We start from the raw sequence: 17,481 nt of genomic DNA on the forward strand, positions 1-17,481 counted from the left end.
AAACACGCATGACCGTCCGGCTCCGCGCCCACCACCTGCTCTGCGTGCTGACCTATGTCGGCAGGGGCTATTCGCCCGCCTTCGTCGAGAATTACGAGGCAATCGCCACGCGTCTTTCCGAAGGCGAGGAGATCGAGCTGGTGGCGGGGCCGGACGATATCTGCGGCCCGCTGACCGCAGATCCGGAGGCTCATTGCCATGGGCCAGGCGTCATCGAGCGGGACCGGGTGGCAGCAGACGCCATCGCCCGCCTGATCGGCAGCCCGCTGCCGCCGGGCGCCCGCCTCACGCCATCAGCCGCACTCATCGCCCGCCTCCGGAAAACCTTCGCCACCGGCGAGATCCGCGCGGCCTGTTCGGGCTGCGAATGGGCGGGCCTTTGCGATCATGTCGCGGATGGCGACTATCTGGGTGTGAAGGTGAGTGTCTACCACTCCTGCGAAAAATGAGGGCTTCGTCTATGTCACAGCACAGAGTATATTGGCTCCGCTGATCAATGCTGTTGCCTTGGGAGTGAACACAATGAACATGCGGTCAATCATCGTGCGCGCGACCTGGGACGACGAGGCTGAGGTCTGGGTGGCCACAAGCCATGATATCGAAGGTCTTGCGGTTGAGTCGGAGAGCATGGAAAAGCTTCAACCGAAGGTCATGGCGGCTGTCGCAGATCTATTGGAGCTGAACGGGGTCGGCTCGGATCTGCCGGAAATTCCTGTACACATTGTTGCCGAACAGATCGGCAAGGTGCCGAACCCGAGCTTTTGACGCGGATATGGCAAGCTATCTCCGCGAGTTGAAGGAGCGCTTGTCCGCAGCGGGCTGCACCTTCGTGCGGCCGGGAAAGGGCGATCACGAGATTTGTATAGCCCCATCACCAATCGCCACTTCACCGTCGATCACGGTGTGAAGTCCCGCCATACAGCCAACGAAACGCTCAAACAGGCAGGTCTGCCGAAAGCGTTCTGAGTGGAAGGTGAAATAGCCATGATCACCCTCGACATGCTCCGCCAGATCATCCTTGCCCTGCCGACCACGGAGGAAACCACCTCCTGGAATGCCGTGTCCTTCAAGGTCAACGGCAAGGCCATGCTGTTCTGGAACCCGACCCATGACTGTCCGGTCTTTAAGGTCCCTTTCGAGGAGCGCGACCACCTGATCGAGATGGAGCCCGACACCTTTTTCACCACTGATCATCACCGACCCCATCGGCTGGTGCTCGCCCGTCCGGACCGGCTCGACCTCGAATGGGCGCGCGAAAACCTGACGCGTGTCTGGCGAGCGCAGGCGAAGAAAGCGGTGGTGAAGGCCTGGGATTCGGGGCGGTGAGGGGTATTGCCAAGGAAAACAAGAAGCTTCGCGACCCTTCATCTGTCATTCCGACATCTTTTTCCCCACTGGGGAGAAGATGGAGCATCCCATCCCCGCACAAATTCTCAACCCTCTTCACCCTTCGGTAACCAAGTTCGGTAACCATAAGCCTCGTGTTCCCGTGCTGCGTCAGCGTAAGAGTGAGTAACCGATGGCTTCTGTATTTCCGATTGCCGAACTCCGCCGTTCGTCCGACCCGCTTGCCTGGGTCGACAGCATCATCAAGGGCGATTGCGTCTCCGCTCTCGAAGCCCTTCCCGACAAATCCGTCGACGTTATCTTCGCCGATCCGCCGTATAACCTGCAGCTCGGCGGTGCCCTGCATCGTCCCGACCAGTCGCTCGTCGATGCCTGCGACGACGAATGGGACCAGTTCGCCTCGTTCGAAGCCTATGATGCCTTCACCCGCGCCTGGCTCTTGGCCTGCCGCCGCGTGCTGAAGCCGACAGGCACGATCTGGGTCATCGGCTCCTATCACAACATTTTCCGCGTCGGCGCGACGCTTCAGGACCTGAATTTCTGGATCCTCAACGACATCGTCTGGCGCAAGACCAACCCGATGCCGAACTTCAAGGGTCGTCGCTTCCAGAACGCCCATGAGACCATGATCTGGGCCTCGCCCGATCCGAAGGCCAAGGGTTATACCTTCAATTACGATGCCCTAAAGGCCTCGAACGATGACGTGCAGATGCGCTCCGACTGGCTCTTCCCGATCTGCTCGGGCGGCGAACGGCTGAAGGGCGATGACGGCAAGAAGGTCCATCCGACCCAGAAGCCGGAAGCGCTTCTCGCCCGCGTCATCATGGCCTCCACCAAGCCGGGCGACATCGTGCTCGATCCCTTCTTCGGCTCTGGCACCACGGGTGCGGTCGCCAAGCGTCTCGGTCGCCATTTCGTCGGCATCGAGCGCGAGCAGGATTACATCGATGCGGCCTCGGCCCGCATTGCCGCCGTCGAGCCTTTGGGCAAGGTCGAACTGACTGTCCTGACCGGCAAGAAGGCCGAACCCCGCGTCGCCTTCAACGTGCTGCTGGAGGCCGGCCTCGTGAAGCCCGGCCAGGTCCTGACCGATGCCAAGCGCCGCCATTCCGCCATCATCCGTGCCGATGGCACGTTGACGGCAAATGGCGAGGCGGGCTCGATCCACCGCGTTGGTGCCAAGGTGCAAGGGCTCGATGCCTGCAATGGCTGGACCTTCTGGCATGTCGAAGAAAAGGGCGCCCTGAAGCCGATCGACGACCTGCGCTCGATCATCCGCAGCCGCATGGGCGGCCTGGAGTAAAAACATCGGATCGGCCCCTAAATCGCGCCGATCCGATTTTAATATAAGTTAGAATAACTTCACATTCTTGTGATCAGCTTCGAGCAAGTCGAAGCCTTTAATCGGGCTGCATTCGATCTCAAGGGATCGATCTGGCGCGGGCAGGGGTCCGCCAACTCCACCCGCGCCAGCGCCTTATTCCTTCGATGGGCGTTCCGTCTCCGTATCCTGGAGAAGGCCACTCAGCCGCACGGGTTCCCTATCCGGAAAGCGAGCGACGATTTCCAGATCTCCTCCCATAGCCTCCACATAGTCTCTCAGCGTCGACAACAGCAGATCGTTGCGCCGTTCGAGGCGCGAGACGTTCTCCTGATTGATGCCGAGCAGGGCGGCAAGCTTCTCCTGCGTCAGATCCCGGGATTTGCGCAGTTCCTGCAGGGTCCGATAGTCCTCAAGCCGAGCCTGACCGCGCGCTTCGAGGTCCTTCCGCTTTTCGCTCGGCAGTTCCGCCAGCAGATCGTCCAAGGCACGTACCATGATCATTCACCCTCGACAGTTTTTAAGTGCGCGGCAAAGCGTCTGTCGGCCTTGTCGATCAGCACCTTGTAGAACCGCTGCTCGCTCACGCCGGATTTGTCGGCTGCGACCAGCAGGATCGCCTGCCGCTTCGGATCAAAGGCAAAGGCGAGTCGCCAGACACCATCGGCCGCTCGAAACCGCAGCTCCTTCATATTGGCGAAGCGCGACCCTTTGAGCGTGTCCACCCAGGGCCTGCCAAGCGTCGGCCCGTAGGTTTTCATCATCGGCAGCGAGACGAAGATTTCATCCCGCACCGCTTCCGGCAGGGCCTGAAACTCCGGCTCGAAATCCGGATGCAGAAGAACGGGCCAACTCATGGCTCAATATGCTCTTCAATGCATATGCGCTCAAGAGCATTTTTCTTGATCAGGCAGAGACGCTCAGCGCCTGCAGATCCGCCTTAAGTTTTTCCGCACCCGTAAAATGCAAAGCCTGCCAGCCGGCAGCCCGCGCGCCTTCGACATTCGCTAGACTGTCGTCGATGAAGACGGAGTGCTCTGGCGAAAGCCCAAAATCCTTCGCATGCCGCTCATAGATCGCCACATCAGGTTTGATCAGGCCCACTTCGCCTGAGACCGTCACGCCGCGCGGCAGGTTGAGGAAGGGATACATCTTGCGCGCTTCGGAAAAGGTATCGGCGGCGAAGTTGGTGAGCATGGTCACGTCGCGGCCCGAATCGATCAGACCGGTCATGATGGAAACGCTGTCCTCATAGGCATGCGGCACCATCTCGGCCCAGTGTTTGCGGAAAGCGCGGATATGCGCTTCCTTCTCGGGAAACTCTGAGATCAGCAGCGCTTCGGCATCGGCCCAGCTGCGGCCGCGGTCCTGCTCGATATTCCAGTCATGCGTGCAGACCGTTGCGAAGAACTCCGCCCGCTCGTCGGCGTCCGGGATGATCCGCTGATAAGGCAGGTTGGGATCGTAATGGATCAGCACCTTGCCGATGTCGAAGACGATATGGCGGATTTCGGTCATGTCTTAACCTTTGAGTGTTGGAAAGGCGGTTGGAATAGCCGCTGCAATTGCTTTCTTCATGACAGTCGGCAGCGCTTGACCATCAAGTTCGGTGACCGGCACCCAGAAACCGTGATTGACGGGGGGGCGGTCGATCGGCCCGACGCGGAATACCGAAAGCCTGAGCTCGAAATGGGTGAAGACATGGGAGATCGCGCCCGCCGCCTGCCAGTCGGCGGGGAAGGGGGCACCCTCGATCCCCGTCTCGCTGTCCTGTCGCGAGGTCCACTCGGTCGTCGGCACTTCCGTCATGCCGCCGAGAAGCCCGCTGTCGATGCGCTTGCGCAGGAGGATCTGTCCTTCGCGATCGACCGCGATGAAGGCAGCGCCGAGGCGCAGCGGTTTCGCCTTCTTTGCCGCCTTCACCGGAAAACGCTCCGGCTCGTCGGTCGCGAGCGCGACGCAAGCATCGTTGAACGGACAGAGCGCGCAGGCCGGACGCTTCGGCGTGCAGATCGTGGCCCCCAGATCCATCATCGCCTGGGCAAAGTCCCCGGGCCGGTCGGTCGGCGTCAGTTCCGCCACCTTCGCCTTCATCTGCGGCTTGGATCCCGGAAGCGGCGCCTCGATGGCAAAGAGCCGCGAGATCACGCGCTCGACATTGCCGTCCATGACGGCGGATGGCCGGTTGAAAGCGATCGCCGCAACTGCCGCCGAGGTATAGTCGCCAATGCCCGGAAGTGCGCGCAACCCCTCTTCGGTATCGGGAAACACGCCGCCATGCTCTAATGCCACCGCCTCCGCGCATTTCTTCAGATTGCGTGCGCGGGCGTAATAGCCAAGCCCTGCCCAGGCGGCCATGACATCCTCGTTCGGCGCCTCCGCAAGATCTTTCACCGTCGGCCAACGGCTGACGAACTTGGCAAAGTAGGCCTTCACCGCCGCAACCGTCGTCTGCTGCAGCATCACCTCTGACATCCAGATGTGATAGGGATCGGGTCTTACTCCGCGCTTCGCCGCTGCGGGCGAGATGCGCCAGGGAAGCTCGCGATGATGCCGGTCATACCAGGCAAGAAGCGTGGCGGCCGTCGGTCTTGTCGGTGCTTTGCTGGGGAGTGTCACGCCGGTCATTTGCGAAGAGAGGGGAGGATGGCCTATATCTGGCCAAAGCAGTCGCCCATTCAAGGGCGGATTTTAAGGATCCCCAGAGGCCATGGCCACGTTCAAGGGCGCAAACCAGATTTCCGAGATTGCCAATGGCATCGTCGACCCGGTGCTGGCAAGGCGTGCGGGCATCAACACGGCGCTGCTCGGCTCCTGGGAAGACATTGTCGGCGAAGGTTTTGCCGATTGCACCCGGCCTGAAAAGATCGCCTGGCCACGCCGCTCCGATCTGCCTGAGGATGGCGGCCACCGTCCGGGCGTGCTCACGGTTGCCTGCGAGGGCGCGCGTGCGCTCTTTCTCTCCCATGCCCAGGGCGAGCTGATCGCCCGCATCAACGGCTTCTTCGGCTATCCCGCAATCGGCCAGGTACGCATCGTCCAGAAACCGGTTTCGGTGGCGACCACCAGACCCCGTATCCGCAAGCTTGAAGGTGAGAAGGCCCGCCGGCTGGAAGCGATGATGGACGGCATCGAAAACGAGAACCTGCGTCGCGCCGTCGAGCGTCTGGGTACTGCCGTTTTGCAGGCAAAGCGCAAATAGCCGTCGCTTCTCCCCTGAGGCGTTGACCCGTTGAAGGCGACGGGTTGTCTCCTTCCACTGAAGCCTTTTTCTACACCCGATCCGGCCAAGTTTGGGCCGATCCGGATGGTCGCGTTGCCCGTCACGCCAGCGCCGTCTACCAGTCGATGAGCCCGCTGATATCCCGGCGGCGAATGCCTTTTCATCAGCAGGAAAAGCCGTGAACATCCACAATCCAGCGCCAGCCCCGGATCGCAAGGCTGCGGTCGATGTCGTCTCACGACAGCGGGCATGGCGCTATCCGGTTCCAAGCGCGGCGAGACGCCATGTCGCTCCCGTGTTGTTCGCACTGATCGCCGGCATCGATGGCCTCGGCACCAGCATCGCCTTTGCCGCGCTGATCTTTGCCGGGCCGCTGGCGGCGGGCTTTTCCATGGGCGTCGGCGTCATCCTGCTCTCCAGCATCGTCATGGCTCTGTGGATTGCCTTGCGCAGCCGCTATCCCTCGAGCATCGGACAGGTGCAGGAGGCAAGCATCGCTATCCTTGCGACCGCGATTGCCGCCGCCACCCTGCAGCTCGAACTGGCCCCCGAGGAGGTCAAGGTCGCCACTGCCTTTGCCATCCTCGGATCGAGCGCCGTGGTCACCGGTACGGTTTTCTGGCTTTTCGGCCTTGGCCGGTTCGGCCGGCTGGTGCGCTTCATGCCCTATCCGGTTGTCGCCGGTTTCCTCGCCGGCTCCGGCTGGCTGCTCATCCAGGGCGCCGTGATGATGATCATCGGCGACCGCAACCTCGTCGATCTCCTGGTCCGCCCCGAGGGGCAGCAGGCGATCGCCAATCTCTATGTCGCCGTTGTCTTTTCGATTGTCATGGTCTTTGCCATCAGGCGCTCGACGAGCCCATTGACCATGCCGCTCATCCTCATTGGCGGCGGTCTCCTTTTTTATGGCATGCTGGCGGTGATCGGTGTCGAAAGCGAGCAGGCAAGGGCAATGCAGTGGTTGCCGGCCATGTCTGCGGATCAGGGTTTTGCCCTCCCGAACCCCGTCGAAGTCGTCGCCTCTGCCGATTGGTCGGTGGTCCTCCATGCCCTGCCGGCGATCATCTCGGTGGCGCTGCTCGGCATGGTCGGGCTGCTGCTCAACACCAGTGGCCTGGAGGTCGCGACCCGCCAGGAAATCGATGCCGATGCCGAACTGCGCACGACCGGCATCGCCAATATCGTGGCTGGCGGCTTCGGTGGTGCGCCCGGCTTTACCGGTCTGTCCATGACGCTGCTGGCAAACCGCATGGGGGCTAAGGCCCGTTCCGTCGGTATCGCGACTGCCCTCATGCTGGCGCTGATGCTGCCCTTTGCCGGCGAACTGGCCGGCGCCATGCCGACTTTCGTGGCCGCCGGTCTGATGATCGCGCTCGGCATTGAACTGATCCAGGACTGGCTCTGGCGCACACGCACGCAACTGCCGCGCATGGAGTGGCTGGTCGTCCTCGCCATTCCCCTCGGCATGGCCGCCTTCGGTTTCATGGGCGGCATGGCCCTCGGCCTCGCGCTCTCCATCGCCAGCTTCGTTTACAATTATGCCCGTCTCTCGGTTATCCGCGTCAACGCCTCGCTGCGCGAACGCAAGAGCAGCATCGACCGCCCGCCGGCAGAAAACAGCCTGATCGAGCTGGAGGGCGAACAGGTCCAGGTGCTGGAATTGCAGGAATTTCTGTTCTTCGGAACGGCAGAACAGATCATCGAGGCGATCCGGCGCCGACAGCAGGATCGCAGCCGCCTGTCGCTGCGCTTTGTCGTCATCGATTTCCGCCGCGTGAGCGGCATGGATGCGGCCGCTGCCGCCACCTTTGTCAAGATCCGCAACCTCTTGGCCGGCAGCGAGATCGAGCTCGTCTTCAGCAGCCTCTCGCCCGAGATCGAGCAGGCCCTCGCCAGAAACGGCATCGATTTCGTCTCCGACCCTTCTGTCGGCCGCGAGCGTGATCTCGACCATGCCCTGGAGCGCTGTGAGGAACGGCTGATCGCCGCCATCAGTCGCGAAGAGACCTGGCAGGATATCGAGGATTATTTCGCCCAGACCATTGGCCCGAGTGCAAGGCTCAAGGACCTGGTCGCCTCGATGGAGGAAATCCGCCTGCAGACGGGTGATCGTTTCATCCGGGCGGGGGAACCGGGAGAGGATCTCTTCCTACTCTGGACGGGCCGCGCCAAGGTCGAGGCCGTGCTCGCCAACGGCAAGCGCCTGCGTTTGAGAACCGTCAAGCCTGGCGTCGTGCTCGGCGAGATCGCCATCTATCGCGGTGGCCCGCGCACGGCTGACGTCGTCGCGGAAGTGCCCTCGACCGTCTATCGCCTGGCCCGGCGCCAGCTGCGTTATCTCGAGCAGGCCGATCCCGAGCTGGCGCTTCTCGTCCACCGCCTCTGTGCCACCACGCTCGCCGAACGCCTGACCATCGCCAACCGGGTTGTCCAGTCGCTGCACGAGTAGCAGTTCGAGGGCTATTTGCTGCTCGCGGTAAACACGCCGTCCCAGTCTGCCGGAGCAGTTTCCGGCAGCATGGCGAGCCGTTCACTGTAGAGCCTGTGCGTGCCGGAGAGCGGGTTCCGCGGCAGTGCCAGAAGGTCTTTCAGGAGGTTGCGTGCAATTCCGAGATCGCCCGCCTGCCAGGCAGCGATGAATGCCGCATGGACTTGCAGCAGATCAGCCAGATCCGAACTCGTCGCGTTCGCAACCCCAATCAGCGCATGAAGCGTCACCGGCGCCTGCCGCCCGACCACGCGCACCCGGTCCACTTCCGCAAAAACGAGACTGGTCGTGCCAGCCCGTACCTCCTCGGTGACCAGGATCGAGATATCGTAAAGCTTGGTCATCCCTTCGACGCGCGAGGCGAGATTGACGCTGTCACCGAGGCAGGAATAGCTGAAGCGTTGGTCGGAGCCGAGATTGCCGACACAGGCCATGCCGGTGTTGAGGCCAATACCGATCTTCAGGTTCATGCCGCTCTCGCGGTTGAGCCGGTCGAGGGCTGCGACCATGTCGAGCGCCGCGAGGCACGCTTTCTGCGGATGTTCGGCAATGTCGAGCGGCGCGTTCCAGAAGGCCATGATCGCATCGCCGATATATTTGTCGATCGTGGCCTCGCGCTCTAAAAGCACGTCGGTCATCGGCGTCAGGAAGTTGTTGAGCAGCCCGGTGAGCTCGGTCGGCGTCATCGTTTCGGAGAGACTGGTAAAGCCCCTGATGTCGGAGAACAGGATGGTGAGCTCGCGATCCTCGCCGCCAAGCGTCAGCCCCGCCGGGTTTTCGGAGAGGCGTTCGACCAGGGTCGGAGAGAGGTAGCGCCCGAAGCTCTCACGCACGAAGCGTTTCTCCCGATGGGTGAGCATCAGGAGGAGGGGCAGGGCGGTCAGCAGGACTGCTCCGAGGGCCGCCATGGGCATCAGCGGGTCGAAAAGCGTCAGCGCCCGGGAAAAGGCAAGCCAGGATCCGCCAGCGACAAGCCCGGCCAGAACCGTGCCTGTCGCCAAAGAAAGTGCAGGGGCGGCTGTTGCGAGGACCGTCAGCAGGATCAGGCCGCCGATAATAGCTGCTGCCCGTTCTGCCCCGATGATCCAGTCGGGCCGCTGAAGGAATACCCCGCTGGCGATCTGGTCGATGATCTCGGCATGCACCTTGACGCCGGGCATGGCCGGATCGACCGGTGTGGCCACGATATCGCGCAGTCCGACGGCACTGGTGCCGACCAGCATGATGCGTCCCTGGATCAGCCCTGCCAATGTTTCAGCCTTCTCCGGATCGAAGAGATCGGCGGCCGATATCACCGGCATATTCGGCAGGCCGGAATAGTAGATCCAGATCTCGCCGTCGGCCGAGAGCGGCACGTCGAGCGTCCCGACCCTGAGGTCGGTGAAGGCCGAGCCCTCTTCGCTTCCGGCCGAGCGCAGCACGAAGGAGCCTTCTTGTTGTGCGATCCTCAGCACCTCGATCGAAAGCGCCGGGTAGAGCAGGTCGCCGCTCATGGAGACGAGCGGAAAGGTGCGGATGATGTTGTCAGGCGTCGGCGGGAAGGAGAAATAGCCCATTGCGGTCGCGCGTTCGGTCAGCGCGGAAAGGTTCGACAAGGCGCCTGAATAGGGCGTGAGCCGCGCCCGAGGGTCGGGTCCCAGAAACGAAAACCCTGCCTTCGGCTCCGGTGCCGGCACGGTGGTCTCGTTGCTGAGCGCGATCCCGAGCGCCACGGCATTTAAGGCGACGGCGTCGGCCAGCTGGGCGTCCGGGTCAGGCAGATCGGCGCCGATGTCGATGGCGATCCCCTGGCGCCGCATCGCTTCGACGAGCCGCACCGGCGCCGTTCGATCCGGTTCGGAAAACACGATGTCGAAGCCGATGACTGCCGCGCCAAGACCGCTTGCCTTGGTCACCATCTCGGCCACCGTACCGCGTGACCAGGGCCATTGTCCGAGCTTGCTGATCGACACTTCGTCGATATCGATGACCGCGACCGGCGGATCGGTCGCGTCACGCGGTTTCATCACCTGATAGGTGTCGAAGACCAGCGCCGTGAGCCGAAAGGCCTGGGAGGAGAAAGCGGCATGGCCGACAATGACCGCCACGAGTGCAGCCAGGCCGATCAGCACAACGCCGAGCTTGCGGCGCTGCGAGGAAGACAGGCGGCGCAATGTCGGCCGTCCTTGTCTCTGTTCGGGGCGCGGGCCGCCGGCTGCCTTCGTCACGGAACGACGCCTGTCGTGCTGCCCGCGAAGATCCCGGTCGATCCCCAACTCCCGTCCGTTACCGTGAAGTTGCCCATGATGCCCTGGACCGGGTCGGTGCCGTTGGCGGCGAAAGCGCCGGTGACTGTGCCCGAGGCGACGCCGCTCGTCACGTTGCCGCTGAAAGTCGCCGCGCCGCTGCCGAAGTTCACCCCGGCGCTGAAACTCTTGCTGTCATAGTTGGAAACGGAAACCGTCCCGGACCGCGTGCCGAAATTCATCGTCGAGGTCATCGTCCCCGTGGCGATATATTGAGCACCGTCGTTGAGAACGGTGCCGACCGCATTGCCGTTGTAGGTTGCGGTCCCCGAGGTCGGCAGGGCGCTGTTCTCCGGCTGCTTGCCGATGATCCAGTTGCCGAGATGAACCGTGTAGTTGACTTCGCCATAGACATTGCGACCCCACCAGCCCCAGGTCATGAATTCACAGGCATTGCAGATTGTGGAGCTGGTACTGTTGTTGAAGATCTTCGCCGGCACCACGGCAGACGACACCATATAGGCGCCGTCCTTTGAATTGGTTCCGGCAATCACTTGGTCGGACAAATAGGATCGGTCGGCTTCTCCGTAGAATTCGGCGAAGTAGCTTCCGCCGCCCGTGCTGATGCCCCCGGTGAATGTGCCCGCAGCATTGTCGAAGTTGAGGCTGAAGCTGCCGCGCGTCAGATTGTTGCTGCCCCACTGCCGGATCACGGCGGAGGAGAAGCCGTCAACATTCCCGCTGAATGTGCGACTGCCTGAAACAGTTGCCGTGTCGTCACGGCTCGCAACATGTACCTGCTCGTAGCCCTGAAAAGCGGGAGCAGGATCGCCGAATTCTGTTGCGCCGATCGATCCCGACCCGATCACCAGATACTCGCCGTTTGAACCGAGGAAGTGATCCTTCCCGGCGGTCGAGCCAATACTCCCGGCCTGACCCTGGCTGTTCTCGGCGAGCTCGATTGCATCGGTGCGGATCGATCCCGCCGTCGAGGCGACGAGGCCATAGCCTCCACCGGACAAGGACTCGACGCTGCCGCTGAAGATATTGATGGCACTCTTCTGGCCGGCGCCAGTGCCGCTGATGACGAGCGAGGCCTGGAGGGCGCGTCCTACAACAGAGCCGCCGCCGTTGACCCCGCTCACGAGGAGATCGCTCACCACGGCTGCGTCACTGTCCGCGTCGAAACTACCGGTGAACGGGATCGTTGTGCCACTGCCATTCGTCAGCGCAGCAAGCAGATCGGGTTCCAGCACATACGACAGGATTTCCCCGGTCGAGAGTGTTTCCCGTGCATCGGCAGGCGTGCCGCCGATGACATAAAAGGCCTTGGGATCGTCGTTGCCGGCCGTCAGCATGTAGGTGAAGAAACCACCGCTTCCGGTATAAGCCGTACCGCTCACGGCTGTGCCGTTGACCGCGGCCGAAACGTTGCGCTCGGTGAAGACGCTGGTAGAGCTCAGCGCCGGCAGGGTGAAGCGGTTGCTGTCACCGTCGGTCCCGCTCAGTGTCCCGTCGGCGTTGCGGGTGAGTGTCCCGCGTGATGCAGTAAGCCTTAGCCCACTGGAGCCGCCACCGTCACCGCCTGTCGGCGAAAGCACGGAAACGGCGATCTCGGTGTCGGCGCCGCCGTTGCCATTATCGTTGCTGACCGGCACCTGCGGCCTCGTCCCCACATCCCGCTGCGACGCACTTGCCACCTCTTCGACCGGTGTTGTCACGATCGGGCGCGGCGTCGGCACGGGTATGGCGTTATCCGAAGGCAACTGGGCGGAATTGCTCTGGGCAACCGTGCTGCTGGCCACTGTCTGCTCCGTCGGCGCATTGCTCGCGCCTCCGCTCTGGCCAGGCCGGCCGGCGAGCACCTGCTGCAGCCCGCTCACCCATTGCGGCGGGGTGCGCTGGACGCGCGGCTGGCCGTCGCCGGCAACGATGGAAAAGCCCTGTTTGAACAGCCGCTGCGGCGCGCCATTGCCGGTGAGCTGCACTTCCTTGCCATAAACCAGCGTCATGTGCGGTGGTAGGGGCTGGCCGTCGGGCGTCTGGCCGCTGAGGTTGATATCGACCACCGCGCCGCGAATGCCGGCCGTGCCGATCGGTGTCTTGATCGTCACATTGCCGCTCGCCTTCGATGCCTTGCCGCCGATGAAGCGCAGCGCCCCCTTGCTCATCGTCGCCGCCAGCGAGGCCGTGTTCTTCTCCGGATCATAGACGAAGCTGTCGATCACCACGGAGGAGTTCGGACCGACCGTAAACGAGGTGCCGTCGGCGAGCAGGATCTGCACGAGGCCGGCACCGCTCGTTTCGATGCGGTGATTGCGGACCACGGGGTCGCCGAGCGAGATCAGCCGCGCCTTGCCTGCGCGGTCGATGGCGCTTGCTTCAGGATTGACCGCCGCGGTGACGCCGGCGACATCGGTCTCCGCGCTGACGGGATGCGCTATGATGACGAAAAGTGCCGCGGATGCGGCGAGCAGGGCATGACGGGTGTTTGGCTTCATCGTGATGCTCCTAGAACGCGGACTGGATGCCGATCGACAGCGAGATATTGTCGAAGCTCTTGATGTCATAGTTCGACCAGACTTTGCGGTAGCCGGCCTCTGCGACGAGGGCCACGCGCTCGCTGAACGGCATGATCTGGCGCAGGTTGAGGCTGAAGTCGGTGTCGCGCTGGCGCTCCGCCGAATTGATCATGCTGTCGGGATCGTCATAGCCGCGTCCGGCCACGGCCGCTTCCACCCCGGTGATCCAGGCTGGCCCTTCGCCGATAAGGGCGGCATAGCGATAGGTGCCGGAGATCGCTCCGCCCAGTTCGCTGGAGGACAGGTAACCCACCTCCGCGTCGCGCCGGGTCGCAAGAATGCGTCCCGTCAGGCTTAGGTCTTGTGTGAGATTGTGCGACCAGGAAAACTGGCCGTCGAACCGATGGCCGCTCTGCAGGTTTGCGGTCCGGCGGGATTTGGTGTTGGAAAAATCCTCGTAGCGGTATTGCAGGCTGCCAGAGAGAGTGTCGACCGGTGTCACCTGCCAGTCGATCGTCGTCGAGACCCCGGCGGATGCCATATACCGGTCGCCCTCGATCAGCACGCCGCTGGTGGTCAGGAGGACGGAGAGTGTCCGGTCGTCGAGCCCGAAACGTCCGAGATCGAAGACCGGGCCGGCATAGGCCTCGACCGCTGCCGTGTTCAGTGTGTTGCGGTCGCGGTAGCCGGCGGCATAGCCGGACAGGCCCGCCTCCAGCGATAGTCCCTGGATATCGGTGTCATGGCGATAGCGCAGCTCGCCATTGACGAAGCCGTTGAAGTCCTCGCCTGCGACGCTCAAGCCGTCCAGCGTGTAGGACAGGCCGTTCAGCGTCACCGTCGAATTGCCCGGGCCCGCATTGGCATTGCTCTGATAGCGGATGCCGGTCCTGATCATGCCGGAGAACTGCGAGGGGGCGCCGCGCTGGTCGATGGCCGAAAGATACTGATCGACCTTGGCGGAGACCTCCGGCGGCATGTCGCCTGCGGACTTCGCCCCATCAAAATACTGGCGCGCGGTCTCGTAGGCGCCGAGGCGATAGTAGAGAACGCCGAGCTCCAGCTGCAGCCGGGGCAGGCCGGGCGCGTAGATCAGCATGCGTTCGAGCGTCGAGATCGCCCCTTCCAGATCGCCGGCTTCGGAGGACAGCGCTGCATATTCGAAGGCGGTGTCGAGATCGTCGGGTGCAGCCATCATCCGGCCGAACAAGGCTTTGCGCTTGGCCTCGACCTCGTTGATCGATGCGCTGCCCGTACGCGGCGCAACGTTTTGGGATTGCTGCGCCAAGGCTCCGCCCACGGACAACGCCAGGCATACCGCGGCAAGGGCAAGACTGAAATGAGGGGCAGCGAGAGAGAAGGTCTCCCGGCTCTTCGGAAACGTCATGGGAAAAGGAACTCTGACTTTGATCGAGCTTAAATCTCTAGGGCACGTTAAGGTCTTGTTAGAATAAGTTAAATGCGACCTGACCGGCCAAGTTTGGGTCTTTGCCAGCTTCATCGGTCATACGCGATGAATTCTTATAGGCCTGAGGAACCAGCGGCAATGCGCGGGCGCGGATATCCCCGACGACAGTCTAGTGCTGGATCCCTATAACTACGTTGCATTGAAGATACGAAATAGTATATATATTGAATGATGATCAACGATGGGAGCTTCAGCGGTAGGCGAAGCTGTTTCGGCGAAGCGTCATCCAGAAGAGGCGAGGGGCGCCTGCGTCACCCCGGGGGAGGAAACAATGAAAACCAGCAGACGACAGTTTTTCGGTCTGGCGGCCGGCGGAGCGGCACTGGCCGCAGCACCTTTGCAGGGCGCGACGGCACAGCCCGTCAAGACCAGTGCCCGCATTCTGATCCTGGGTGCTGGCGCGGCCGGAACGGCACTTGCCAACCAGCTGTCCACCCGGCTCGACGGTGCCAAGATCACCATTCTCGATCCGCGCAAGCAGCACTGGTACCAGCCGGGCTTCACGCTGATCGCCGCGGGCCTCAAGCCCGCGTCCTATTCTGTGTCCGGCACGGCCGACTGGCTGCCTTCAGGCGTCGAATGGATCGAGGAAGGTGCGGCCGAAATCGATCCCGACGGCAAGAAGGTGGTGACGGAGAGCGGCAAGGCGATTGAATACGATTTCCTCTTCGTCGCGACCGGTTTGAAGCTCGACTACGCGGCGATCGAAGGCATGTCGCTCGATCTGATCGGCAAGGACGGCATCGGTTCTGTCTATGCAGGCCCTGATTACGCCGAGAAGACCTGGGCGGAGATGGACCGCTTCACCGACAAGGGCGGTCTTGCCCTCTTCTCGCGCCCGGCGACCGAGATGAAATGCGCTGGCGCTCCGCTGAAATACACCTTCCTCACCGAGGATTATCTCACCCGCAAGGGTACCCGCAGCAACTCCAAGATCGTCTATGCTGCCCACAACAAGGCGCTTTTCGGGGTGCCTATCGTCTCCGAAAAGGTGCGCATGCTCTATGAGGAGCGAGGCATCGAGACGGTCTACGAGCACGTGATGAAGAAGATCGATCCCGTGCGCAAGATCGCCACCTTCACCACGCCGGAAGGCGACAAGGAACTCGGCTACGACTTCACCAACGTCATCCCGCCCATGCGTGCGCCCGATGTCATCCTGCACAGCCCGCTGCCCTGGGCCGACAAATGGGTAGGCCAGGGCTGGGTCGAGGTCGACAAGCACACCCTGCGCCATGCCCGTTACCCCGATGTCTTCGCCGTCGGCGACATTGCAGGCGTGCCCAAGGGCAAGACGGCCGCCAGCGTAAAATGGCAGGTGCCGGTCGCGGTCGACCAGCTCGTCGCCCAGATCGAGGGCCGCGAGAGCAAGGAAAGCTACGATGGCTACACGTCCTGCCCGCTGATCACCCGCATCGGCTCGGCCATGCTGGTCGAGTTCGACTACAAGGACAATCTCGTCCCGTCCTTCCCCGGACTGATCGCCCCGCTGGAAGAGCTCTGGATTTCCTGGTTGATGAAGGAGATCGCCTTGAAACCCACCTATAACGCCATGCTGCGCGGTCGCGCCTGAGGAGGATGCCATGAAGGACATGACTGTCGGAATGATCGTTGCGGTTCTCGAGGAGATCTTCGGCCACACCCTGTTCTGGGTCATGGTCGCATTCGCTGCCGTCATCACGCTTGCCTATCTCTACGTGCTGATCCGCGATCGCCAGGTTTCCTGGAAGAAGTTTCTGCTGGCCCAGCTTACCATGCCGGTCGGCGCCATCGGCGCCGTCTGGTTCGTCCAGGCCGTGACCCGCTCCGGCTTCGGCGACATCGGCGGCCCCGTCGATGTCATCGTGTTGCTCGGCGTCGCTGCCATGGGTGCCATCGGCATCGCGATACTCGTCTATACGGTGCAATCGCTGGTGAGCCGTCCTGCGGCTCGCTGAAAAGCGCGTTGAAGTCAGATCAGACCGGCAGGCACATCGCTTGCCGGTCTCTGCAATTTTGCCGTGGCTACGGTGAAAAGGTCACGGATCTTTGATTTTTCAGGGGGGAGCCTGCCTTGTTTGGCGCCTTTTGCCGTTATAACGGTGAAGCCATCCAAGATCCTTGCAACGCAGGTAACTGACCCATGTCGACATCCGAACTCTCGATCACCAAGCGCCGCCTCCTCGGCGGTATCGCCATTGCCGCCGTCGGCTTCGCGCTCACTGCCTGCAGCGACGCAGAAGACAAGGCCGCCAGTGCCGAGCCCAAACCCGCCGTCAGCAACGAGACCACGGCCTCGACGACCTCTGCCCAGATCCCGACTGCGGATCGCGACGTCGACATGGAAGAGGCATTGAAGCCCGGTCCGCTCAAGGAAATGGCCCTCGGCGACCCGAATGCGCCGGTCAAGATCATCGAATACATGTCGATGACCTGCTCGCATTGTGCAAACTTCCACGTCCGCACCTTCGACGAAATCAAGACGCGCTATGTCGACACCGGCAAGGTCTATTTCATCGTGCGCGAATTCCCGTTCCCGCAGGACACCGCATCGCTGGCGGCCTTCATGCTGGCCCGCTGCACGACCGAAGAGCGCTACTTCCCCTTCGTCTCCACGCTTCTCAAGCAGCAGTCCGCCTGGGCGGCGCCGGCTGACGGCGACGTGCGCAATGCTATGCTGCAAATGTCCAAGCTTGCCGGTTTTACACAGGAGAGCTTCGACGCCTGCTTGACGAACGCCCAGCTTGCCGGTGATGTGTCGGCAGTCCGCGACCGCGGCGCCCAGGAATTCGGTGTCCAGTCGACGCCGACCTTCCTGATCAATGGCAAGGCCTATTCGGGGGACATGTCGGTTGACTCCATGTCGGCCCTCATCGACAGCATGCTCTGATCGACGATCCGTTCTGAC

Annotated in this window: 16 protein-coding genes and 1 pseudogene; 10 read left to right on the top strand and 7 right to left on the bottom strand. The window is 62.4% G+C overall.

All coding sequences use genetic code 11. The features are described 5' to 3' along the window. Positions 1 to 8: 8 nt before the first annotated feature. From D4A92_RS12510 to D4A92_RS12525, 5 genes and pseudogenes are all read left to right on the top strand, one after another. A complete protein-coding gene (locus tag D4A92_RS12510) occupies positions 9 to 449 on the top strand; it encodes a DUF1284 domain-containing protein (RefSeq protein ID WP_203013582.1) in 441 nt (146 codons plus the stop codon). Between the two features lie 73 nt (positions 450 to 522). After that, on the top strand, positions 523 to 765 hold the full coding sequence (locus tag D4A92_RS12515) for a DUF1902 domain-containing protein (RefSeq protein ID WP_203013584.1): 243 nt from the start codon (positions 523 to 525) through the stop codon (positions 763 to 765). Between the two features lie 7 nt (positions 766 to 772). After that, positions 773 to 966 (top strand): annotated as a pseudogene (locus tag D4A92_RS25095) (type II toxin-antitoxin system HicA family toxin). 18 nt (positions 967 to 984) lie between these two features. Beyond that, positions 985 to 1,326 carry an MmcQ/YjbR family DNA-binding protein gene (locus D4A92_RS12520; RefSeq protein WP_203013586.1) on the top strand — a complete coding sequence of 114 codons (342 nt, stop codon included), beginning with the start codon at positions 985 to 987 and terminating at the stop codon, positions 1,324 to 1,326. Positions 1,327 to 1,519: 193 nt separating this feature from the next. Continuing rightward, positions 1,520 to 2,650: a site-specific DNA-methyltransferase gene (locus D4A92_RS12525; protein WP_203013588.1), complete on the top strand. Its 1,131-nt coding sequence runs from the start codon at positions 1,520 to 1,522 to the stop codon at positions 2,648 to 2,650. Between the two features lie 174 nt (positions 2,651 to 2,824). On the opposite strand, the gene D4A92_RS12530 is transcribed toward D4A92_RS12525, so the two are convergent. Genes D4A92_RS12530 through mutY form a run of 4 tightly spaced genes read right to left on the bottom strand, consistent with a single transcriptional unit; the run spans position 2,825 to position 5,296 of the window. Further along, positions 2,825 to 3,166, bottom strand: a complete 342-nt coding sequence (locus D4A92_RS12530; protein ID WP_203013590.1) for an XRE family transcriptional regulator — start codon at positions 3,164 to 3,166, stop codon at positions 2,825 to 2,827. A 2-nt stretch (positions 3,167 to 3,168) separates the two neighbouring features. Beyond that, entirely contained in the window at positions 3,169 to 3,525 is a 357-nt protein-coding gene (locus D4A92_RS12535; RefSeq protein ID WP_203013592.1) for a type II toxin-antitoxin system RelE/ParE family toxin, read from the bottom strand. A 49-nt stretch (positions 3,526 to 3,574) separates the two neighbouring features. Beyond that, positions 3,575 to 4,186, bottom strand: coding sequence for an HAD family hydrolase (locus tag D4A92_RS12540; protein WP_203013594.1), 612 nt, complete (start codon positions 4,184 to 4,186; stop codon positions 3,575 to 3,577). A 3-nt stretch (positions 4,187 to 4,189) separates the two neighbouring features. Further along, entirely contained in the window at positions 4,190 to 5,296 is a 1,107-nt protein-coding gene (mutY, locus tag D4A92_RS12545; RefSeq protein WP_203013597.1) for an A/G-specific adenine glycosylase, read from the bottom strand. Positions 5,297 to 5,378: 82 nt separating this feature from the next. Between mutY and D4A92_RS12550 the strand changes: the two genes are divergently transcribed. Together D4A92_RS12550 and D4A92_RS12555 are read left to right on the top strand one after the other, a co-directional pair. Next, positions 5,379 to 5,870: a DUF721 domain-containing protein gene (locus tag D4A92_RS12550; RefSeq protein WP_203013600.1), complete on the top strand. Its 492-nt coding sequence runs from the start codon at positions 5,379 to 5,381 to the stop codon at positions 5,868 to 5,870. A 199-nt stretch (positions 5,871 to 6,069) separates the two neighbouring features. After that, a complete protein-coding gene (locus D4A92_RS12555) occupies positions 6,070 to 8,340 on the top strand; it encodes a SulP family inorganic anion transporter (RefSeq protein WP_203013602.1) in 2,271 nt (756 codons plus the stop codon). A gap of 11 nt (positions 8,341 to 8,351) precedes the next feature. Here the strand turns inward: D4A92_RS12555 and D4A92_RS12560 are convergent, their stop codons facing one another. The 3 genes from D4A92_RS12560 to D4A92_RS12570 are packed head-to-tail and all read right to left on the bottom strand — an operon-like array spanning position 8,352 to position 14,414. Continuing rightward, positions 8,352 to 10,586 (bottom strand): CHASE2 domain-containing protein, encoded by a 2,235-nt coding sequence (locus tag D4A92_RS12560; RefSeq protein ID WP_203013604.1) that lies wholly within the window; start codon positions 10,584 to 10,586, stop codon positions 8,352 to 8,354. Next, complete coding sequence (locus D4A92_RS12565; RefSeq protein ID WP_203013606.1) at positions 10,583 to 13,105, bottom strand: FecR domain-containing protein; 2,523 nt, start codon at positions 13,103 to 13,105, stop codon at positions 10,583 to 10,585. The genes D4A92_RS12560 and D4A92_RS12565 overlap by 4 nt, the downstream gene beginning before the upstream one ends. Positions 13,106 to 13,115: 10 nt before the next feature. Further along, complete coding sequence (locus D4A92_RS12570; protein WP_203013608.1) at positions 13,116 to 14,414, bottom strand: tetratricopeptide repeat protein; 1,299 nt, start codon at positions 14,412 to 14,414, stop codon at positions 13,116 to 13,118. 451 nt (positions 14,415 to 14,865) lie between these two features. Here D4A92_RS12570 and D4A92_RS12575 point away from each other — a divergent pair, with 451 nt between their 5' ends. The 3 genes from D4A92_RS12575 (at position 14,866) to D4A92_RS12585 (ending at position 17,463) form a co-directional block, all read left to right on the top strand. After that, positions 14,866 to 16,167, top strand: coding sequence for an NAD(P)/FAD-dependent oxidoreductase (locus D4A92_RS12575; protein WP_203013610.1), 1,302 nt, complete (start codon positions 14,866 to 14,868; stop codon positions 16,165 to 16,167). 10 nt (positions 16,168 to 16,177) lie between these two features. Next, positions 16,178 to 16,531, top strand: a complete 354-nt coding sequence (locus D4A92_RS12580) for a DUF5368 domain-containing protein (protein WP_203013612.1) — start codon at positions 16,178 to 16,180, stop codon at positions 16,529 to 16,531. Positions 16,532 to 16,716: 185 nt separating this feature from the next. Further along, positions 16,717 to 17,463, top strand: a complete 747-nt coding sequence (locus D4A92_RS12585; protein ID WP_203013614.1) for a DsbA family protein — start codon at positions 16,717 to 16,719, stop codon at positions 17,461 to 17,463. The last annotated feature ends 18 nt before the right edge of the window (positions 17,464 to 17,481 follow it).

The sequence above is a fragment of the Rhizobium rosettiformans genome (assembly GCF_016806065.1).
In the GTDB taxonomy this organism is placed as follows: Bacteria; Pseudomonadota; Alphaproteobacteria; order Rhizobiales; family Rhizobiaceae; genus Allorhizobium.

Excerpts from the sequence above, each read along its gene's own strand:
- D4A92_RS12510 (WP_203013582.1), top strand. The coding sequence starts at position 9 with ATGACCGTCCGGCTCCGCGCCCACCACCTGCTCTGCGTGCTGACCTAT.
- D4A92_RS12515 (WP_203013584.1), top strand. The coding sequence starts at position 523 with ATGAACATGCGGTCAATCATCGTGCGCGCGACCTGGGACGACGAGGCT.
- D4A92_RS12520 (WP_203013586.1), top strand. The coding sequence starts at position 985 with ATGATCACCCTCGACATGCTCCGCCAGATCATCCTTGCCCTGCCGACC.
- D4A92_RS12525 (WP_203013588.1), top strand. The coding sequence starts at position 1,520 with ATGGCTTCTGTATTTCCGATTGCCGAACTCCGCCGTTCGTCCGACCCG.
- D4A92_RS12530 (WP_203013590.1), bottom strand. The coding sequence starts at position 3,166 with ATGGTACGTGCCTTGGACGATCTGCTGGCGGAACTGCCGAGCGAAAAG.
- D4A92_RS12535 (WP_203013592.1), bottom strand. The coding sequence starts at position 3,525 with ATGAGTTGGCCCGTTCTTCTGCATCCGGATTTCGAGCCGGAGTTTCAG.
- D4A92_RS12540 (WP_203013594.1), bottom strand. The coding sequence starts at position 4,186 with ATGACCGAAATCCGCCATATCGTCTTCGACATCGGCAAGGTGCTGATC.
- mutY (WP_203013597.1), bottom strand. The coding sequence starts at position 5,296 with ATGACCGGCGTGACACTCCCCAGCAAAGCACCGACAAGACCGACGGCC.
- D4A92_RS12550 (WP_203013600.1), top strand. The coding sequence starts at position 5,379 with ATGGCCACGTTCAAGGGCGCAAACCAGATTTCCGAGATTGCCAATGGC.
- D4A92_RS12565 (WP_203013606.1), bottom strand. The coding sequence starts at position 13,105 with ATGAAGCCAAACACCCGTCATGCCCTGCTCGCCGCATCCGCGGCACTT.
- D4A92_RS12575 (WP_203013610.1), top strand. The coding sequence starts at position 14,866 with ATGAAAACCAGCAGACGACAGTTTTTCGGTCTGGCGGCCGGCGGAGCG.
- D4A92_RS12580 (WP_203013612.1), top strand. The coding sequence starts at position 16,178 with ATGAAGGACATGACTGTCGGAATGATCGTTGCGGTTCTCGAGGAGATC.
- D4A92_RS12585 (WP_203013614.1), top strand. The coding sequence starts at position 16,717 with ATGTCGACATCCGAACTCTCGATCACCAAGCGCCGCCTCCTCGGCGGT.